Annotated in this window: 14 protein-coding genes; 2 read left to right on the top strand and 12 right to left on the bottom strand. The window is 30.2% G+C overall.

The window, feature by feature from the left end:
• Nucleotides 1–239 precede the first annotated feature (239 nt).
• Together WC223_06635 and lptC are read left to right on the top strand one after the other, a co-directional pair.
• The gene (locus WC223_06635) at nucleotides 240–3953 is read left to right on the top strand and encodes a HAMP domain-containing sensor histidine kinase (GenBank protein ID MFA6923914.1); all 3714 of its coding nucleotides are present in this window, start codon (nucleotides 240–242) and stop codon (nucleotides 3951–3953) included.
• Nucleotides 3950–4504, top strand: coding sequence for an LPS export ABC transporter periplasmic protein LptC (gene lptC, locus WC223_06630; GenBank protein ID MFA6923913.1), 555 nt, complete (start codon nucleotides 3950–3952; stop codon nucleotides 4502–4504). The genes WC223_06635 and lptC overlap by 4 nt, the downstream gene beginning before the upstream one ends.
• A gap of 34 nt (nucleotides 4505–4538) precedes the next feature.
• On the opposite strand, the gene WC223_06625 is transcribed toward lptC, so the two are convergent.
• From WC223_06625 to WC223_06570, 12 genes are all read right to left on the bottom strand, one after another.
• The gene (locus tag WC223_06625) at nucleotides 4539–6275 is read right to left on the bottom strand and encodes a PAS domain S-box protein (protein MFA6923912.1); all 1737 of its coding nucleotides are present in this window, start codon (nucleotides 6273–6275) and stop codon (nucleotides 4539–4541) included.
• A 34-nt stretch (nucleotides 6276–6309) separates the two neighbouring features.
• Nucleotides 6310–8019, bottom strand: a complete 1710-nt coding sequence (recJ, locus tag WC223_06620) for a single-stranded-DNA-specific exonuclease RecJ (GenBank protein MFA6923911.1) — start codon at nucleotides 8017–8019, stop codon at nucleotides 6310–6312.
• 92 nt (nucleotides 8020–8111) lie between these two features.
• Complete coding sequence (gene pth, locus WC223_06615) at nucleotides 8112–8675, bottom strand: aminoacyl-tRNA hydrolase (protein ID MFA6923910.1); 564 nt, start codon at nucleotides 8673–8675, stop codon at nucleotides 8112–8114.
• A 4-nt stretch (nucleotides 8676–8679) separates the two neighbouring features.
• Nucleotides 8680–9060, bottom strand: coding sequence for a HEPN domain-containing protein (locus tag WC223_06610; GenBank protein MFA6923909.1), 381 nt, complete (start codon nucleotides 9058–9060; stop codon nucleotides 8680–8682).
• A complete protein-coding gene (locus tag WC223_06605; protein MFA6923908.1) occupies nucleotides 9057–9374 on the bottom strand; it encodes a nucleotidyltransferase domain-containing protein in 318 nt (105 codons plus the stop codon). The genes WC223_06610 and WC223_06605 overlap by 4 nt, the downstream gene beginning before the upstream one ends.
• A gap of 63 nt (nucleotides 9375–9437) precedes the next feature.
• Complete coding sequence (locus WC223_06600) at nucleotides 9438–10169, bottom strand: DUF4197 domain-containing protein (protein MFA6923907.1); 732 nt, start codon at nucleotides 10167–10169, stop codon at nucleotides 9438–9440.
• A gap of 8 nt (nucleotides 10170–10177) precedes the next feature.
• The gene (locus tag WC223_06595) at nucleotides 10178–10942 is read right to left on the bottom strand and encodes a C1 family peptidase (GenBank protein ID MFA6923906.1); all 765 of its coding nucleotides are present in this window, start codon (nucleotides 10940–10942) and stop codon (nucleotides 10178–10180) included.
• 153 nt (nucleotides 10943–11095) lie between these two features.
• The gene (locus WC223_06590; protein ID MFA6923905.1) at nucleotides 11096–12409 is read right to left on the bottom strand and encodes a hypothetical protein; all 1314 of its coding nucleotides are present in this window, start codon (nucleotides 12407–12409) and stop codon (nucleotides 11096–11098) included.
• A 24-nt stretch (nucleotides 12410–12433) separates the two neighbouring features.
• Nucleotides 12434–12916 carry a T9SS type A sorting domain-containing protein gene (locus WC223_06585; GenBank protein ID MFA6923904.1) on the bottom strand — a complete coding sequence of 161 codons (483 nt, stop codon included), beginning with the start codon at nucleotides 12914–12916 and terminating at the stop codon, nucleotides 12434–12436.
• A gap of 159 nt (nucleotides 12917–13075) precedes the next feature.
• Nucleotides 13076–14167, bottom strand: a complete 1092-nt coding sequence (locus WC223_06580; GenBank protein ID MFA6923903.1) for a hypothetical protein — start codon at nucleotides 14165–14167, stop codon at nucleotides 13076–13078.
• Nucleotides 14168–14261: 94 nt separating this feature from the next.
• A complete protein-coding gene (locus WC223_06575; GenBank protein MFA6923902.1) occupies nucleotides 14262–14744 on the bottom strand; it encodes a T9SS type A sorting domain-containing protein in 483 nt (160 codons plus the stop codon).
• A 287-nt stretch (nucleotides 14745–15031) separates the two neighbouring features.
• Complete coding sequence (locus tag WC223_06570) at nucleotides 15032–16456, bottom strand: hypothetical protein (protein MFA6923901.1); 1425 nt, start codon at nucleotides 16454–16456, stop codon at nucleotides 15032–15034.
• Between the last annotated feature and the right edge of the window lie 437 nt (nucleotides 16457–16893).

Here is a 16893-nt window from a genome sequence, read left to right as displayed (position 1 = left end):
ACAATCATTCAAAATATTGAATATCAATAATATATGTAAAAAATAAAAATTAATTCAACATTTAGCTGTTTATAGTTAAATTTTATACCAATTTATTATAAAAAAACCAATTTTAAGAGATTTAATAAAAAAAACATAAAAAATGAATATTATATCATAAAATCAAAAATCGTTTGTTAAATCGCTTTATTTTATATTGTATTTTTGAATAAATATTACAAAGTGTTACACAATAAAATATGAAGATAAATAAGAAAAATAAAACAATTTTGTTGTTAATAATTGCTGTAATATTCTATGTATTGGGTATTTCATATAAGAATGCAAATATTTTCCTTGTCAGTAATGAAAAGAAAACAAATTTATTTCAAAAAACACTAACCTACAAGGAAAATGAACTGGATACTATTTTGAAAAACCTGCTGGTCAAGGTAAAAGAAAAAGAAGAAAGCTATTTTTTATTAAATATCAGGCATTACAACGATTTTTATGAAAAAAAGGGTTATTCCTTTTTTATTTATGAAAATAAAAATCTTAAATACTGGTCAGATAATAATGTTCCTGTAAGCGATTATAGTTTGAATAAATTAACCAACAGTCAAATACTGCGTTTGAAAAACGGATGGTACAGAATTATTAATAAAAGCGATGGAAAATATACGATAGTAGGATTGATTTTATTGAACCGCGAATACCAGTATAACAACAAATATCTTTTAAATAAATTTCAAAAAGAATTTACAGTCAAACAAAATACCACAATCAGTAAAAGCCAAACAGGAAATTATAATATATTTTCAGCGGATAAAAAATTTCTTTTTTCATTAATATATAAAAATGATGAAAGTACTGATAATGCTGATAAAAGCATTGATGTAATATTTTATATAATAAGTTTGATTTTTATTGTTTTTTTTCTTTTATCACTGTGTAATATCGTAGTTGCTCGTTATAAAAATCAAATTTTTTATTTAGCTTTTGCTGCGATTATTGTTAGTTTAAGATTTTTTTCAATCTATTATAAAACTCCGTCATCTCTTTATGAGCTCGAATTGTTTAGTCCTAAATTTTATGCAATGTCATTTTGGTTTCCTTCTTTTGGCGACCTGTTTTTAAATGTAGTGCTTTTATTTTTTATGGTTATAGTATTTTCTGAAAAATATAATTTAATAAAAATTTTCAGAAAATATAAAATGTGGAATAAGCGTGTTATAGCTACTTTAGGGATTTTTATTTTATTTGAACTCTCAGATTTTGTAGTTGATATTTTCAAAAGCATAGTTATAAATTCAAATATTTCTTATAATGTAAATAATATTTTTGAACTTGATATATTAAGCTTTACCGGCTTTTTAATCATTGGAATATTATTTTTATCTCTTTTTCTTTTGATTGAAAAAACAGTTTCCTTTCTGGTATTTTTTAATAAAAAATTAAGTTTTCATCTTCCGAATTTCATTGCGGGAGTATTGTTGTTTATGATTTGTGATACCGATTATACTCAATCAGGTATTTTGGTTATTTCATGGACTTTGATAGTTATTATATTATTATTATTTGTAAAAATAAAAACAAAAAATATTTTATCATTTTATAATGTGATGCTTTATTTACTATTGTATTCAATGGTTGCAACGTTTTTGCTCAATGATTTTAATGTAGCAAAAGAAAGTGAAAAAAGAAAATCACTTGCTATAAAACTTTCTACAGAACAAGACCCCATTGCAGAATATATATTTACGGAAATTGAACAGGAAATTAAAAAAGATACAATTTTAAAAAAGTTTATTTCGGGAAAAACATTTAACGAAGATTCAATAGAAAAAAGAATAAAAGAAAAATATTTCTCGGGTTACTGGGAAAAATATGATGTGCAAGTAACTACCTGTCGTTCTTCAGATAAATTGCTGATGGTACCTGATGGTATTGAAAAGAATTGTTTTACTTTATTTAATGAGAAAATATTATCAATTGGAAAACCCACTATAAGCTGCGATTTATACCATTTAAATAAAGGCACCGGAAAAATAAGTTATTTATCAGAACTTTCAATTCCCGATAAAAATAATAATCTGATAAATTCAACAAAATTTTTTGTAGAACTTGATTCAAAATTTGTTCCTCAAGGCATTGGCTATCCTGAGCTTCTTCTTGATAAAAAAGTGAAAAGTTTCATTGACCCCACAGATTATTCATATTCTATTTACAACAATAAACAGCTTGTAACCCAGTTTGGCAAATACTTGTACAGTTTTTATTCCGATATTTACGGAAAACAAAATGATGAATTTACTTTTTTTGATAAAGACGGGTTTAATCATTTGTTTTATAAAGTTGATGATAAAACATCTTTAATAATCAGTAAAAAAAGTGATAATCTTCTTAATATTATTACACCTTTTTCTTATTTGTTCGGATTTTTCAGCATAATAGCCATTTTATTTCTTTTTTTAAGAAAATTACCGAATTTATATGAAACAGTTCGAGCAAATTTTAAATTCAGAATTCAAATAACAACAATTCTGATAGTTCTTGTATCACTTGTTATTATTGGTATAAGCTCAACATACTATATTCTCAATCTGTTCGAAAATAAAAATTATGAAAACATAAAAGAAAAAATTCATTCAATTTCAATTGAAATGGAACACAGGGTTTCAGATGTTTCATCAATTTCACCAAATATGAGTGATTACATTTCTGAACTTCTTATAAAATTTTCTAATGTTTATTTTATTGACATTAATTTATATGACCCAAAGGGAAATCTCATTGCATCAACACGTCCTAAAATTTTTAACGAAGGATTGATAAGCAACAAAATAAATCCTGTAGCTTTAAGCGAGTTGAGTTTAAACCAGAAAACATTATTTATTAATAATGAAAATATAGGAAGTATGAAATATATATCTGCTTATATTCCTTTTAAGAACGATAATAATAAAACAATAGCATATATAAACTTACCGTATTTTTCAAAACAAAATGAAGCCAGAAAGGAACTATCAACTTTTATAGTTGCACTTATAAATATATATGTATTACTTTTCACCTTGGCAATAGTGGTTTCTTTATTTGTATCAAATTATATAACTTTGCCATTGCAGTTTATTAGAATAAAAATGAGCAGAACCAAACTTGGCAGAAAAAATGAAAATATTGAATGGAAAAGCGAAGATGAAATAGGAAGTTTAATTAAGGAATACAACCGCATGATAAAAGAACTTGCAAAAAGTGCAGAAATGCTCGCAAAATCGGAAAGAGAAAGTGCATGGAGAGAAATGGCAAAGCAGGTTGCACACGAAATAAAAAATCCTCTTACTCCCATGAAACTTAGTGTTCAATATTTGGAAAAAGCATGGAAAGATAAAGCACAGAACTTTGATGAACGCCTGCAAAAATTTACCCGCACAATGATAGAACAGATAGATACTTTATCTGCTATTTCAACTGAATTTTCCGATTTTGCGAAAATGCCTCATACAAATAATGAAAAAATTGAACTTTCTGAAATAATTAATAATAGTATTGATTTATATAAAAACATTGAAAATTTAGAAATACATTTTTCAAAACAGGAAGAAAAAGAATATTTTATAAATGGCGACCGCAGCCAGTTGCAGAGAATTTTGACAAACCTGCTCAATAATGCAATGCAGGCAATACCATTCAATAGAAAAGGAATTTTAAATATTGAATTATACGAAAAAAATAAAATAGTAATTATTAAAATTACCGACAATGGAATAGGAATTTCCTCTGATCAGATAAGTAAAATTTTTTCTCCTGATTTTACTACAAAAACAGGAGGAATGGGATTGGGTCTTGCAATAGTTAAAAGTATTGTTGAAAATCTGAACGGGAAAATATGGTTTGAAACAAAAGAAAATAAAGGAACATCTTTTTATATGGAATTTAATAATTTGAATAATAATATATCGAAAATTATATGACAGCGCTGCTTAAGAAATATAAAACCATTATATTAGTTATTGTTTTGGGATTGCTTTTTTCCTGCGAGAACGATATTAGCACTGTTAACATTATTACGAACAAAGACAAGTCGCCGACTGAAACATCGAGAAATGTTGAAATAATTTACAGCGAAGATGCTGATGTGCTTGTTAAAGCTAATGCTCCTTTGTTGAAAAGATATATAAATGATAAAACACCATATATGGAAATGCCCGAAGGCGTTAAGGTTTTATTTTATGATTCACTTAAAAGTGTTGAATCAAGCTTAAAATCCAATTACGCAATATATCGTGAAAAGGAAAAAATCATGGAGGCAAGAAATAATGTTGAAGTTATCAACAGAAAAGGAGAAAAACTTAATACTGAACATTTAATCTGGAATGAACAAAAAGAAAAAATATATTCCGATGTATTCGTGAAAATTACTACAAACGATGAAATTTTATTTGGCGAGGGACTTGAGTCAGACCAGTATTTTGATAAATGGAAAATCAAAAAACCTAAAGGAACAATTTCTGTAAAAAAATAAAATTAATCAGTAATTGTTGATTTATAGAAGTGGTTTAAATATCTTTTAACTTTTTTGTTTTAGTAATAAGATAAGATGGTTTGCCTTCGAAATCATTAGCAAGGGAAATTCTTGATTTCAATGAACTTTTATTTCCATCTTTTGTGAAGTAATTATATGTAAAATCTTTTGTTCCTCCGTTTTCCATAATAAAAGATATATCTTCAATTACCTGCTCCTTAATGTTTTCGGGAAATAATTGGAATATAGAAGTATCAAGTATTTTTTCTTTGGAATTTATTTTAAATAAGTTTAAAGTATTATCATTACATTCCAATATAAAGCCATCAACAGAAGATATGATAATGGATTCCTGAAGAGAATCAAGCATAATTTTTATTAAATCACGTTGTTTTTTTGTGAAATTATCTGCCTTTTTGTTTATTGAAATATCTCTTGCTATTCCTGTAAGTCCTATAACTTCGCCTTTTTCATTAATAATAGGTGTTTTATATACTTCGTACCATGGTTGATTTTTTATAAAAGGAAGTTTTTCATCAAAATAGCTTTGTTGTTTTGAGGCAAATATTTCCTTATCGCTTTTCATGTTAAATTCTGCGAAATCCTTAGGCCAAATATCGTAATCATCTTTTCCAATAATATCTTCAATTTTATATCCTGTTAGATTAGCGTAGGGCTTATTTACGGTTATGAATTTACTGTCTTTATCTTTAAGCCATGCAACAAAAGGAATATGGTCAACAAAAGCGTGCAACCTGATTTTAGTTTCCGACAATTCGGTTTTTTGTCCTATAAGCAAATTCTGTTGTTCAAAAAATGCTGTAATTAACCGTGCTAATATTCCAAATTCACTTTTTTCTTTTTTTATTAAATTTTTTATTATTGTTGTATCTTTTGTTTGAAGCGATTTTATTAATAAAGAAATAGGTCTTTTTATTGAAAATATTGAAAATACTGATATAACAGCAATTACAAAAACCAGAAATATAACTGCAACGTAAAGTGTGTTGTTTGTAAGGGCAATCAAATTACGTAAAGCAGCTGACTGAGTATTTACATCAAGTTTTATTATTGGTTTGTTATCATAACCATAAAGAATTTTTGAAAAATGAATTATATCATTATCATCACTATTATTTTCAAAAATGTCATTTATTATGGGAATTATAGAAATTTTTGTTTGTGTCATTTTTGAAATTTCGTCCATATAGCTTTTCGTCCATAATTTTGCTACAAAAAAGTATCCTTTTGGGTAAGTAAATCTGTTATAGTCATAAGATGGATGAATAGAAGCTGCACGTAATTCAAGTATTCCTAAAGGAGAACGCAAAAAGAAATTTGCATATTTCCCGTTGCTGAAAATCTTCTTAACCAATGATTCATCGAAAGGATATATTGGCTCATTTTTTACATTATTTACAGTGTATATTAACTTATATTTTGAATCATAAATCCATACAAAGTTTGCATTATAAGTACCAAGAGCAGTTGCAATTGTTTCGTCAGCCCATTTTTTTGCAGATTCAGTATTCGGGTCTTTCACGAATTTTACCATTTCATCCCAATATGTATAATCAAAAGCAAATGTTTCAAGAGGTTGTCCTTTCAATTGAACAATCTTTTCAAACATGTCTTTTTTCTGCGCTTCAGTATCTTTTTTTATTATTTTTAATTTTGATAATTCAAATTTATAAAGAATAAGCAGAGCGACTAAAAGCATCGCAAGCCGGACAGAAATCAGAAAAATTAATCTTATGTGTATTTTTTTCATTAAGAATTGCTATAAAACCGCTAATATATTAAAATTAAATTTTACAAAAAAAATCTTTTATATTTAACTGAACTTTTATTTCCCCGTTCCATTCGTTTTCTTCTATTGAATAACAAATTGCAAATGGTGAATTTTGATTTACTTTATCAAGAACTTCTGCTTTGTTGAAAGCAATTGCATCAAACATTTTGTTTTTATTGCTGTTTTGGCATAAGTTTAATTTAAGATGTTTTTCTCCAACTATTTTGGCAAATCCTTTATCAAAAACATTTTCGGTTTTAAAAAGAGGGTTCATATTTTCCGGACCGAATGGAGCAAACTGTTTTATAACTTTACAAAAATTAAGGGTAATATCGTTGAAATTAATTTCAGAATCAATATCTATTTCGGGAATTAATAATTCATCATCAATTGTTTCACATACGATTTTTTCAAATTTTTCTGTAAATAATCCTATATTTTCTTTTTTCATGGTAATGCCTGCAGCATATTTGTGTCCACCGAAGCGTTCAAGTAAATCACTGCAAGCACACAATGCTTCATACAAATCGAAATTTTTTATAGAACGAGCCGAGCCAGTTGCAAATCCTTCAGACTCTGTTAAAATTATTGTCGGTTTGTAATAATTTTCAATCACTCTTGATGCAACAATGCCTATAACTCCCTTATGCCAGTCGGGATTAAACAAAACAGTAGATTTTCTTTTTTGCAACTCCTCACTGTTTCCAATTATTTGCAATGCCTCCTGTGTTATTTGCTTATCAAGGTCTTTGCGTGTGTTGTTGTCGTAATTTATTTCTTTTGCGAAAGCAATTGATTTTTCTGCGTCATCAGAAATTAATAATTCTACTGCATTTCTTCCGGTATTAATTCTTCCTGCTGCATTAATTCTGGGTCCAATAACAAAAACAACATCATTCACAGAAGCTCTTTTCTTAAATCCGCTGACATCAAGCAACGACTTGATACCCGGACGGGGACAATTATTTATTGATTGCAATCCGTAATAAGTTAAAATTCTGTTTTCTCCTGTAATCGGAACTATGTCTGAACAAACGCTTATTGCAACCAAATCAAGATAGTCATATAATTTGCTGATAGGAATGTTTTTTTTCAGGCAATATCCGAAAAGCATTTTAAAGCCAACTCCACAGCCACTGAGTTCTTTGTAAGGGTATGTGCAGTTATTTCTTTTCGGGTCTAAAATTGCAGTGGCAACAGGTAGTTCTTCTCCTTGAATATGATGGTCGCAAACGATAAAATCAATACCTGAATCTTTTGCATATTTAATTTGTTCAATTGCTTTAATTCCGCAATCGAGAGATATTATCAAGGAAAAATTATTTTCTTTTGCAAAATCAATTGCTTTGAATGAAACACCATATCCTTCTGAATTTCGGTCGGGAATATAGAAATCGATATTTTTATTATATTCTTTTAAGAATGAATAAATCAAAGCAACAGCCGTAGTTCCGTCAACATCATAATCACCATAAATTAAAATTTTTTCATTTTTTTCAATTGCTTTATCGAGGCGTGCAACTGCAATATCCATATCTTTCATCAGAAAGGGATTGTACAAATCATCAAGCGAAGGGCGAAAAAATGACTTTGCTTTTTCAAAAGTATCAATGCCTCTCTGTACGAGAATTTTTGCAATAACCGGATTTATATTACATTTTTGAGATAGGTTTTTTACAGTTTCTTCATCTGCTTGTTTTTTAAGCGTCCAGCGTTTTTGCATAAAAATTTAGGAATTAAGATTTGGGATTTAGAATTTTAAAAAAAATAATTATTTATTTTTTCAACTTCAAACACTTTATATATTTCAATCATCTATTCGTTGAAATCGGTCATAGTTTTTGCTGAACCAAAGGCAACAAAACTTTTAATCATTTCAGCAGCAATTTCTATTTTGGGAGTTAATATTTGTTTTTCTTCATGTGTCCATTTGCCAAGAACATAATCAGATTGGTATCCTTTTGGAAAATTATTGCCGATGCCGAATCGTAATCGTGAAAATTCAGAAGTGCCGAGTGTTTCTATAATGCTTGTTAATCCGTTATGACTGCCGTCGCCGCCTTTTGTTTTCATTCGCAGCGAACCTAAAGGCAAAGCAATATCATCACAAATAACAAGAAGATTTTCTAATAAAATATTTTCTTTTTGCAGCCAGTATCTCACTGCATTGCCGCTTAAATTCATGAATGTAGCTGGTTTAATAAAAAACAAAATTTTACCTTTATATTTGAATTCTGTAACATCAGCGTATCTTTTTGAAGAAAATGAAAATTTTTCTTTTTTTGCAAAAGCATCCAATATCATGAACCCGATATTATGGCGGGTGTTTTCGTATTCTTCGCATATGTTTCCTAAGCCGGTAATTAGAAACTTACTCATGTATTTATATTTTCAATCTTACTAATATTCTTATTTCAAGAGCAATTTCTTTGTATTCCATTGTTTCTTTGTCGGAAGGAATATAAATATCTCCGGGGTATCTCACATTTACACCAAAATCACTTAAATTTTTTGGTTCTATTGTACTAAAATCTTTATCAATTTGGGAACATTCTTCGAGTAAAAGTTCAATATTATGTGTTTTTGTAAATTCTTTTTCTTTATAAATTAGAAATATTTTAAGGTATTTTTCCGCCAATTGCTGGCAATGAAAACATACTGCTGACTTAGCCACAATACCTTCTTCGGTAAGTTTGTTTATTACATCTAAGTCATCTTCTGCTTTTGTTATCCACTCCCTAAGATATTCTTCTTTTTTGCTCATAACAATATTCCTTCGTTTAAGGCATATTTTACAATATGTCCAATTAAATTTTTCTTAAATTTAATTTCATCTTTGCTCTCGATTATCAGGTCGGCATCTAATTTGTTTTTTGCAAATAATTTTCGCAATGTAGATTTATATAATAATTTATCTTGAACTGAAATATTATTAGGAGTTATTATTAATAAATCATAATCGCTGTCTTTTGTTTCATTTGAATTTACTCTTGAACCAAACAGATAAACCTGACAATTTGGGATTAATTGAGTTGCAGTATCTTTAATAAGTTTGTATGTGCTATTATTGGTAATCATTTTTTAGTTTTGTACGAAAATAATATAATCTGATTAAAAAAACAAATGCCGTTTGACATTATACTATTTTTTATCCAGCGAACCAAAAACTCTTTTCAGAATATCTGAAATCCTTGCAGCAGGGTCTTTTCTGATTTTTAATTCTTCGCCTTCGAGCATTTTGAATAATCCGTCAAGGGCTTTCACTGTAACATAATCATCAAGGTTAGGATTTATTTTTTGCACCATGGGGAGCTTGTTATATTTTGTCATCAAAGGGTTCCAGTATTTTGTGATTTCAACTTTTTGCAATGCATTATGAATAACCGGTTTGAATTTTATTTTTAAATCGTTTGTAGTTTTGTCTTTTAAGTATTGCGTTGCAGCGTTATCTTTACCTTTCAGAATATTCATGCCATCGGTAATTGTAAGCTGTGTTATTGCATTTAAAAATATTGGTGCTGCTTGTTTTGCAGCTTCTTCGGCAGCTCTGTTTAGAGTTAATACGCACTTGTCAACTTGTTGTCCCATACCCATTCCTCTAAGTGTTTTTTCCATTTTCACAGCGTCGGGCGGTAAAATAATTTTAATTGCCTGATTTTTGAAATAACCATCAACTGCTGAAACTTTTTTTGTTGAATTATTTGTTCCTACATTTAATGCTTCCTTTAAACCCTTAACAACTTCGGTATTTGTTAAAGGTTTATTGTCTGTAATAGTTTTTTTTGTTTTATTAATAACGTCTTGTAATTTATTCTGAGAATAAATTAAACCGAAGCATATTAATATTGCTGTTATTAAAAATATTTTTTTCATTTTTATTATTAATCTTCAACCAATCTGATTGTCCAGAAATCATCTGAAAGTTTATCGTTGTTTAAATATTCATAAGGCATAGTGAAATATCCATTTTTTCCCCATTTGTTGCCCCAACTGTTTCGGATTATAAATCGTTTCTGGCTATCATCGTAACCAACAGCAACAACAGCATGTCCACCCAAAAGTTTTTCATTCTTTTTAGGAATATTTAATTTACCGGTTTTAGCTACTTCGCTTCCTTCAAAGCTTTCGTAAACCGAAAATCCGAAAACAAACGGATATCCTTCTGCCAGACATCCTTTAAATTGATTTAAGTCTCTTATAACCCGCTGATACTGCAATGCCTGATGTTTTAATGCTTCCTTATAGCAGTTTGCAGATGGCTTTTGTGTAAATTTATTTATGTTGTAAGGCCAAATTTTTTCCGGACATACACCTTGATTGTTTATACTTTTAATTCCATCACGAATCATCGCTCCGCTATCGCTGTTAACATTATTTTCCATCACTCTTTCGTTGTAGTAAATGAAAAGCCGTGAAGGCATGAAATCTTTCTGTCTTTGTTTTATTAATTCAAATTCGAAAGCACCGCCAATGGCGTTTGCTGTGCAGCTTCCCAATTGTCCCTGGTCATAAACAGGTGGAAATAATTTTTGTAAATCAATTTTTGCAGGAAGCTTCCTAATTATAGGCTTCGGAGCAAGATAACTAAAATCTCTATGGTCAGGTAAATCGTGCATCCAACCATACTTTTTAAAATTTTGTTTCATCTGTTTAAATTTTAGTAATTAATAGAATTTTAAATTCTTTTAATTTATTGCTTCTGTTATTTTACTTTTTTAGTTACTCACTCTCACAAAAACCAATTGCATCCGTCAGCCGACGGATTTGTTTGCATGGATATTTCATAGAAAATTATTTTTTTAATGTAAATTTACCCAAATTGATGGGTTTAAAACTGTTGAAATTTCAATGGCTCTGTCGTATGAATTATCAGAACACATCATCATAAAATCAGCTTCATACCAATTAGTTATTGTGTTTGAAGGATTATCGGTTGCTCCATCAATCGCTAATGTCACGGGAGACCATATATGATAATTTACTCCCGATGTTACAGCAACAGGTGTTGAAAAAACAAATGTATTCCATGCGCTCGGTGTAACTGTTTTCGGCAATGATGTTCCGAGATTTGTTGGATTTCCGCTGCATTGAGTATTTTTATCATCATAAATGCTCAATGTAGTTGATACGCTGGATTGTAAAGACGAAATCCAGATTCTGATAGAAGTTACATAAGTATTTGAAGGAGGTATAAAAACATGATGACCTATATCTTCTCCTAAGGCATTACCATAAGACGTATTATAATCAGTATTTCCATATTTAGTAGTATCTGGTATTCCTAACACATAGCCCTGAAATTTATTTGTTGTTGTATTGTAAATAATCATTCCTGCCACCGGTGAGAGAGCGTCTCTTTGAGTGGTTGTCATTCTCGGAACCAAGAGAGCGCCTGTAGTTGAATTTACTTCTAATGCTGCACTTGCAGCGGGCATTGCCGTTCCGATAGCCAAATGTTTTGAAGTTTTGTCATAAGTCAATTCGGCAGATGCTCCGGCGTTTCCGTCATCATTAAAAATAAGTTGCTTATCTGCACCTGCTATGGGTCCTGTTGGGCCTGTAATTCCAGTTGCTCCTGCTGAACCATTATTACCTGTTGGTCCCGTTACACCTGCTGAACCTGTTGCTCCGGTAGAACCTATAGCTCCTTGACCGCCTATGGGTCCTTGGGGTCCTTGACCTCCTGTTGGTCCTGTGGAACCAGCTGTACCAGAATTTTCAGCATATAAAGCATACGGAACACTTAGTAATTGTGATGTTCCCATCAGGGCAAAAGTATTTCCTCCAGCTGGGTCAATTTCAATTTGTATATAATATTTATCTGTACCCCAGCTGATATTTGAAAAATTTCCGCTTACAAGAGTTCCTTTTCCGATTTCAATATTTGCCAATCCAAAATTGTTTGTAGTGTCAATTTGTCTTTCAGTATAAACAGAAATTCCGACTGTGCTATTTTGCAAAATGCTAATTCTGAAATTTACCTTTTGATTTGTGAGCGGGTTGCCGCTTGCGTCCCTTACAACAGTTTGATATTTGAATGCCTGTGGTGCCTGTGCAAATGATAATTCAACAATTATAAAGCACATTACACTAAATACTAAAACTTTTTTCATATACATTTAAGTTTAAAATTTTTATCAATAATTCCTGACAATCTTTAATGTTTTTATTATTTCTCCTTTTGAGTTGTTTATTCTCAAAAGGTAATTGCCGGAAGTAAAAGGGTTCATATTAATACTTTCACTGTTTCCCGTAAAACTGTTGCTTACTAATAATTTTCCTTGCATATCGAATAACTGAGTGGTGTATTTATTATCTAAACCTAAATTAATAATTACATTCAGCACGTCTTTTGTTGGATTCGGGAAAACACTAATTTGATATGTGTTTTTATTTTCTTCCTGAATGGTTGCAATATCATATTTTTGCTGAAATCCCTGAGTTAAAATATTATTTGTTCCGGTAAAAGTTTCGGTAACCGGTTCGCCGAGTGTCCAGCTTAATGTTGCATTTGTGCCTATAAAATATTCGCCTGATGAAGCAATAACTTCAGGACTTACGCTTTGACTGTATGCATATCCGCATGCCAATATTCCTATAATAAAAAATAATTTTTTCATTTTTTTGTAATTAATTGTTTTATCAATAAAATCAGTCCCGCAATAAATGTTTTTAGATTTTTTCAACTTGTATAATTTTTGCAAAGATAGTGTGAAAATACAAATAGCTGCTTAGAATTATTTTGCCAAACAGCTATTTCATTAGTATATTTTAAAGTTTTACGGTTTGAAAACTATAAACGAAAACGCATCATCAACCAATGTTCCTGCTGCATCGTATATTTTTACGATTAAAACAGTACCGCCACCGGAACTTGTCCATGAAGTAATTCTGGCGTTGCCATAGGTTGTAGTAACACTAATTGCAGCTTTAGCATAATTTGTAATTAAGCCATTTGTCCATGTAATTTCATAATATCCTGTTCCAGCTTTTGAAACAGTAAAATTATTTGTACTTCCATCAGCATTTTTTACTCCCGCAGAGGTTATATTTCCATAAGCTACAGCTACAACATTTGCTGTATCGGTTTCTGCCGAACGTATAACCTTGCTGTTTGCAAAAGATAAATCGAGCCAGCCATTATCTTTCAAGCTCATTTTATTAACATTACTTGTCCTGAAAATAATATTACCGGCTAATCTATTTCCAATATAGAAATCATTATTAATTGCCTGAAGAAATGTTTTATATGTAGCTCCATCAATAAAATTAAACATTGGATTTGTGTGGTCTAATATCATGTGTCCTCCGGCAATATGTAATTTTGCTCCAGGAGATGTTGTCCCTATACCAATGGATGTACCATTATTATATAATAAACTATTTGCAGCCCAGTTTGTGCCATCATGTCTTAATGTTTGACCGGATGTTCCTGCCGGTCCAGATGTTTCACTTGTTTTAGCATACAAAGCATAAGGAACGCTTAATAGTTGCGTGGTTCCCATAAAAGCGAAAGTTGTTCCACCTGCAACATCAATTTCTACTTTTACAAAATAGGAATCATTTCCCCAGTTAATAGTATAAAATGTTCCACTTACTACGCTTCCTCTTCCAATTTCTAAATTTGCTAAACCAAAACTGTTTGTGGTGTCAATTTGTGTTTCAACATACACTGCCGTCCCCGTGGCGCTTCCTTGCAGAATGCTTATTTGAAAATTTACTTTCTGGTTAATAATCGGATTACCTGCTATATTTCTCACTACAGCTTGATATTTGAATGCCTGTGGAAACGGGTCTATTCTTGTTTCTTTCTGTGCAAAAACGAGTGCGGTACTCGTAAAAATTGATAATAATAATAAAACTTTTTTCATTTGTTTAATTTTTAAAGGTTAATAATTTTAAATATTTGTTTGTGATTATAAATATAAATAATATGTTTATGAGAAAAATACAGAATGATATTAATTAATAATTCCTGACAATTTTAAATGTTTTAATAGTTTCTCCTTTTGAGTTATTTATTTTTAAAAAATAGCTGCCTACAGAAAAAGAAGCCATATTAATATTTTCTGTATTTCCTGTAAAACTGTTACTCGTTAATAATTGCCCCTGCATATCGAATAACTGCGAGGTGTATTGGTTATCAAAACCTAAATTAATATTAACATTCAACACATCTTTTACAGGATTTGGAAAAACACTTATCTGATATAAATTTTCCTTTTCCTCTATAATAGCTCCAATATCGTATTTTTGCTGAAATCCTTGAGTTAAAATATTATTTGTTCCGGTAAAAGTTTCGGTAACCGGTTCGCCGAGTGTCCAGCTTAGTGTTGCATTTGTGCCTATAAAATATTCGCCTGATGAGGCGATAACTTCAGGGCTTACGCTTTGACTGTATGCATATCCGCATATCAACATTCCGATAAGTAAAACTATTTTTTTCATCTGTTTAAATTTTGTAAGTAATTAATATTTCTGCTGTTAATTTGCTGTTCTGTTTTTTTTGCTTTTTTAGTTACTCGCTCCCGCAAAAGTCCATCCCCTCAACCCGCTCGTGAATATCCATGCATTTCTTCGTTGAAAATAGCACTGAATTTTTAATCATTATACGGTTTGTGCAACTTTTTTTGCTTGCATGGATATTTCATAATGTTATGTGTTTAATTTTTAAAGTGCTAAAATATTAATTTCCTTAACATCTGCAAAATATTTTATAAAAAAAGTGCGTAATTTTATTTTTTTTCTTTTTTTATTGCATCGAATTTATCGGGGTTTTCTTTTATATAACTTTTCTCCGAAGATTTTTTCCCGTTTTTGAAAGTCATTTGATATTGCAGGTTTCCACTTTCATCCCAGAAATACCAAGTTCCTTCTTTAAGATTATTGTTGTAAGAACCTTCCTGCGATTTCTGTCCGGTTTTATGATATAATGTGAACTTGCCTGTTGGTCGGTCTTTTATGTATGTCTGCTCCATAATTTTAACGCCATATTCATCAAAGTACGTCCACATTCCTTCTTTTTTATCATTTTTATAAGTTCCTGTTTCTTTTTGTTTTCCTGTTTCATACCACGATTCCCATGAGCCACTAAATTTTCCTTCTTTAAAAATTCCTTCATGTTCTTTATTCCCGTTCTCATACCAAAAAATATCTTTGCCGTTTTTTACATTATTTTTATAACTTGAAACATATTTTTTTTCTCCCTTTTCATACCATCCTTGCCATTCTGCGTCCATCAAGCCATTGATAAAATTCCCTTCATCTTTTATTTTTCCGTTTTCGTACCATGATGTCCATTTTCCGTTTTCTTTATCGTTTGTAAAAGAACCTTCGCGTTGTTTTGCTCCATTCTCATACCAGGCGGTCCAAATGTCTTGCTTCAAGCCATCGGCAAAATTTCCTGTTTTCCATTTTTCTCCTGTTTTATACCAGTAATTCCATGTTCCGGTAAGTTTTCCGTTTTTAAAATTGCCTTTACTTCCTATCTTTCCGTTTTTATGATAAAATATCCATGCGCTGTCCTGTTTCCCTTCAATTGATTTTCCTTCCATTTCTTTATTTCCATTATCGTACCACCAGTTTGCATAACCATCAACTCCATCATTTTTATAAACTCCCTCAAATTCTTTTTGTCCATTTTCAAACCATGAAATACATTTTCCATCCTTTTCCCCATCTTTAAAATTTGCTTCTTCCTTTATTTTTCCCGATTCATACCATGTTGTTGCTCTTCCTGTTTGCTTATCATTAATATAAAATTCTTCTTTTTTTATTTTTCCGCTTGGATACCAGTAGCTCCATTTCCCATCACGTTTGCCGTTGATTACATTGCCTTCTTTTTCCTTTTGCCCGTTTTCATACCACACTGTACTTATTCCACTGTCGTAATGAACTTCACTTTCCGGTTTGCCGCTTTTATAATAATACAGCCACTTTCCGGTTTTTTCTCCTTTGACAAATTCACCTTCATACCAAAGCTGTCCGTTTTCATGCCAATACTTCCATTTGCCGTCATGCTTGCCATCAATAATTGTTCCTTCACTTTTTTTATTTTTATTTTTCCAATACTCTGTTTTGAATTTTGTAGTATCCTGACTGAAAACATTTAAACTTATTGTCAGAATAAATAATAAAATCAGGTGTTTTGGTATTTTCATTTTTTTTGTTTATTACAATATTTATCGCAAAAGTAATTAAAATTAAATATAATTTTTATTTCGATTCTAATTTGTTTTAACGTCAATTGGATTTATTATTTAATCCAAGTTATTCAATAATATAATACCGATGATATGATGACTAATGGCTTTGAACTGTTTGTTGTTTGTGATTTGTAGCTGTCTCGCCTAATAAAATCTTTCCATTTCAATTTTTTACAAAATTTTAGACGACCTCAAAAGTCAACGTGCTTTGATTTCATGAAACTCACTTTATAGAGCATCAACCTGCAACCTGCATAACTGCGAAATAAAAAAACAAATTTAAAATAACCTCTTACTATACTAAATAAAAAAGGTATATTTGTACAATTTATTCATTATACTAAACAGAAAAAGCAAATAAGCAGCAACTAAATTTCAAATACTTATTAAAA

It is taken from the genome of Bacteroidales bacterium (assembly GCA_041671145.1).
Taxonomy (GTDB): Bacteria; Bacteroidota; Bacteroidia; order Bacteroidales; family JAHJDW01; genus JAQUPB01.
Note: the sequence above shows the minus strand (reverse complement) of the source record. Positions and strands in the feature narration are given on the sequence as shown.